Source organism: Desulfobaculum sp. (assembly GCF_054921475.1).
The window spans coordinates 1-4,289 of record NZ_JBUDSW010000282.1 but is presented as its reverse complement, the minus strand read 5'-3'; the positions used below and the strand labels follow the sequence as shown (position 1 = coordinate 4,289).

Genomic DNA, 4,289 nt, shown 5'->3' with positions numbered 1-4,289 from the left:
GGGTGGGTCTTTTTTTGTGCGGGATTTGCCCTTGCCGTTGTCTTCGTCGTCCTTGCCGAATTTTTGCAGTTCCTCGGCCAGCTCGCGCAGTTTGGCGTCCACAAGGCCGTAGATGGTGGTTTTGGGGTAGGTGCCGTCTTTTTTGCGTTTTCCGGCGCTTGTGCCCGTCAGCAGTTCGATGCCTTCGTCAATGTTCTCAACGGCCCAGACGTGGAAGTCACCCTTGTCGATGGCCTCCACAACATCCGGGCGCAGCATCAGGTCCTTCACGTTGGCGCGGGGGATCATCACCCCTTGTTCGCCGGTCAGTCCCGCGTGCTTACAGCATAGGTAGAAGCCTTCAATCTTTTCATTCACGCCGCCAATGGGCTGCACTTCGCCGCGTTGGTTCACGGAACCGGTCACCGCGATATCCTGCCGCAGGGGCTTGCCCGACAAGCTGGAGAGCAGGGCGTAGAGTTCCGTGCTGGACGCCGAGTCCCCGTCAATGCCGCCATACGATTGTTCGAAGGTGATGGAGGCCGTGAGTGACAGGGGTTTGTTCTGCGCAAAGGTATGCCGCAGGTACCCGGACAGGATCAGCATGCCCTTGTTGTGCGTCGGCCCCGAGAGTTTGGCTTCCCGCTCGATGTTGATAATGCCGTCGCGCCCAAGGGACGTTACCGCCGTGATGCGCGAGGGTTTGCCGAACATATAATCGCCCATGGAATACACCGCGAGGCCGTTGACCTGCCCCACAGCTCTTCCCGAGGTGTCCACAAAGATGGAGCCGCGGTCGATCATTTCCTGCAAGCGTTCTTCAATTTGGTTGGTGCGGTAGATTTTGGCGCTGAGCGCCGCGTCCACGTGCTCCGCCGCAACCTTATCTGCCTCAGCCTCCTGCGCAAAGAAGTTCGCTTCCGCGAGCAGGTCCGCAAGCACGGGGAAGGCCGTGGTCATTTTTTCCTGCCGTCCCGCCATGCGCACGGCCTGCTCCATAATGCGGCACACGCCGGAGGACTCGAAGTGCCGCAGGCCTTCCTTTTCCTGCTCCGAGCGGATAAACCGCGCAACCTGTAGGATGGTATCCTCGGAGCGGTCCATGGAGGACTCGTAATCCGCGCGGACTTTGAAGATTTTTTCCATGTCCTCGTCGTAGTAGCGCAGCAGCGAGTAGATGCGCGCGTCCCCAAGGACAACGACCTTTACGTTCATGGGAATAGGTTCAGGCTTCAGGCCCGTTGCCGTCAGGAAGTAGTACGGGTCGTAGGTTTGGATTTCGATTTCTTCGGTCTTGAGCGAGCGTTTCAGCGTCTGCCACACGCCCGGCTCCATAATCGCGTCCAGCAGGTTGATGACAAGGTAGCCGCCGTTGGCCTTGATGAACGACCCCGCCTTGATTTTCGTAAAGTCCGTCCGCCAGCCGCCGCCGGGTTCCATAATGCGCTCAATGGATCCAAACAGGTTCCGGTAGGTCGGGTAGGATTCGATAATGACCGGCGGCCCTTCCAGCTCGCTATTATCCACAAGCAGATTCACCTTGTACGGGCGCAGCAGCACGTCCGGCGAGGGCGCGGCCATCATCGGAATGGGCGGCGCCCCCTGCGGCGCCTTGGCGCCAATCATGCGCAGTTCATCCAGCCGTGAGGCCATATGTTCCAGCATGGCCTCGCAATACGCTTCCACTTTCTCGCCCGGGAATTCTTCCTTCACGGGCTTCAGCAGGTCCTGCGCCAGCGTCATGAACATCAGCCGGTCCACTTCGTCATGCTTTCGCGACACATCCTTTTGCAGGCCGCGCACCTGCTGCACGATGAAGTCCAGCTCCTCTTTGAGCTTAGCGCGCCGCTCCTTCAAGTTTTCAAATTCCTTTTTGGGGAAGCGGCCATTTTCCACCATTTCCTCAAGCTCGACCAGCCGCTTGGGTTCGCCGTCCACAAGCGGCAGGATGTCCGGGCGCTGGACCGGGCCCATCTGCATATTCACGACCACAAGGTCCGTGTCCTTCACCTTGTCCTCAACATCCTTGTAGAACTCACGGACCTTTTTTTCGTGCGCCTCGTGGATGGCGTTTTTCCGCGCGATGTATTCTTCGCTCTCAAAGAGCTGCGGCAGGTCGCGCTTCAGGGTGTCCAAAAACTCCTCAACCGCCTTTTTGAACTGCGCCCCCTTGCCCGCCTGAAACTGGAGCAGGAGAGGGGCTTCCTGCCGTTTAAAGTCGTTGACGTAGCACAGGTCCTCCGGCGGCTCGTCCTTGCGGGAAAGTTCCTTTAGCAGCTTTTTGACCGTGGTTAAGCGCCCACTGCCCGACGCGCCGGTGACAAAAATATTGTAGCCCTTTTTCGTCATGCCCATGCCGAACCGGAAGGCCTCCACGCCCCGCTTTTGCCCAATAATGTCCTGATGCGGCTCAAGGTCCGCCGTGGAGGAAAAGGGCAGCGATTTGGGCGCCAAGGTCCAGCGCAGTTGGTCGGTCGGCACATGAAGGGAGTGCGTTTTCGAAGCCATGCGAACCTCCGTGGCGGTTAGGAATCGGAAATAGTGATGCGTTTGGCTGTGTCGGGAGTGCGGCGGACAAGGGTCACGGTCAAAATGCCGTCCACAAAGGACGCGTTTACCGACTCAGTGTCCACCTCGTACGGCAGGCGCATCTTGCGATGCGTCGTGGTCGTGTGCTGGCCGGTGTGCTTGTGTGCAGAGATGCCAAGCAGCGTGCCCGTCAGCGTGATGTCAATGTCCTCAATGGAAAACCCCGGCAGCGGCAACGTTATAAGCAGCCGTTCCGGGCTCTTGCGCATAACCATGCCGTCATCATGCAAGCAGGAGATGTCCGGAATGCCAAGGTCCGTGCAAAAACTCTCGAACAAGCGGTCCATGTCCTCTTTCAGGCGAGCAAGTTGCCTGTCACTCCAGATGCGTAGGTCAGGCATTGCAGTCCTCCTTCACCGGGGCAGAGTGCGTTTTATGCCATGTGCAGTATGGATACTGTTTGCGTAACGCTATCATACTCCTGAAAAAGGGCACAAGAAATCGTGGCTGAAAAAAAGCCCGGAAAGACAAGAAGGGAAATGGGGCGAGGCTGAGGGGGGCGCGAATGCGCGGCAGAAGAGAATATCTCCGATGGCTCAAGGACTCCGCCCTTGAGAATCCCGAGTGCGGTCACGACGGGTGCGTGTGGAGGGGACTGCTGGGACCCCTGTGAGGCTCCCGCGGGTGGGAAGTTATTGGGGTGAGGCTTGGTGCGTTGGCGAGGCCGGTGAGAATCGCTGTTTGGGGCTACTCAAGGGCATCATTGCCTTGAGAAGCTCTGCTATCTTTATCTCTAAAGCCCTTCGTCCTTTCAGGCCAAGCGACCTAAGACCTAACACCTGCGGAGCAAAAAAAAAGGCTTCGGGGTGGAACCGAAGCCTGAAGCACCAAAAGGTGGTGCCGAAGGGGAGAGTCGAACTCCCACGAGCGAACGCTCACTAGACCCTGAACCTAGCGTGTCTACCAATTCCACCACTTCGGCACGGGAGAAGGCTGTATAAACTTGCTGGCCGGACTTTGGCAAGTCCAAATTGGCCATATTTTCAAAAAAATTGCCGAATGACCGTTTGCTGCGGGCGTTTGGCTACTGTTTGGTGTTGGAGGCGGCTTCTGCTGCGGCGGTTGCTTTGGCGAGGTCATCGCGCAGGGCTTCGGCGACGTGGTCCTTGTAGGCGGTCAGCCCTTTGGAGTCGATACACGCCAGGGCGTCCTGCTCGGAGGAGATATCGGCAAAGCGCTTGGGGGAAGCCCAGATCAGATGAATCCCGGCGATTTTCTTGTCAACTTCGACCTGCGCAAGGATATTCGCCGTCTGAATCTTGCTCCGCAGGCTCTGGGGCATGCCGGGAATCTGGAGCAGGTGCTGTTTGGGGTAGAAGAGATAGCGGACAGCAATGGCCGATGTGGAAAACGGCTCATTCTGAAAACCATCATCAACATCCAGCCCGCTTTCTTTGGCGGATTGAATCATATTGAAAATATCGGAAGCAATGCTCTCTTCGTAGCTTTTCGTGCTCTCATCCATCTGGCAACTCCTCGTATAGTGAGACATACAGGGCTAAAACCGTCACCAGCAGGCATACACGCGCAACACGGCCCCTGCAAGCGTGGGGATGAGGCGGAGGTGGTGTGTTGCGGTTTGTTCGTAATAAAGCATTGTATTTAAGGTGGATAAACATGTTTTGAACAGAAGGAACATGGAGGCGTGCGAATGACGTGTGGACGACAGTGAGAGGGAGCAGAGTCGTTGCGTTTTGTTTTCTTTTCTTCTTCATTTCTTT

General features: G+C 57.0%; 4 protein-coding genes and 1 tRNA gene. All 5 read right to left on the bottom strand.

The features are described 5' to 3' along the window. Positions 1–2,487 (bottom strand): Lon protease family protein (locus tag ACY69P_RS14600; RefSeq protein WP_462327998.1); only part of this gene is annotated, 2,487 nt, incomplete at its 3' end. 17 nt (positions 2,488–2,504) lie between these two features. Beyond that, on the bottom strand, positions 2,505–2,909 hold the full coding sequence (locus ACY69P_RS14595) for an Hsp20/alpha crystallin family protein (protein WP_459900205.1): 405 nt from the start codon (positions 2,907–2,909) through the stop codon (positions 2,505–2,507). Between the two features lie 494 nt (positions 2,910–3,403). Next, a tRNA-Leu gene (locus ACY69P_RS14590) sits at positions 3,404–3,490 on the bottom strand. 102 nt (positions 3,491–3,592) lie between these two features. Next, complete coding sequence (locus ACY69P_RS14585; protein ID WP_459900206.1) at positions 3,593–4,033, bottom strand: hypothetical protein; 441 nt, start codon at positions 4,031–4,033, stop codon at positions 3,593–3,595. Further along, on the bottom strand, positions 4,026–4,289 hold a 264-nt coding region (locus tag ACY69P_RS14580), incomplete at its 5' end, for a hypothetical protein (RefSeq protein ID WP_462327997.1). The genes ACY69P_RS14585 and ACY69P_RS14580, both read right to left, overlap by 8 nt.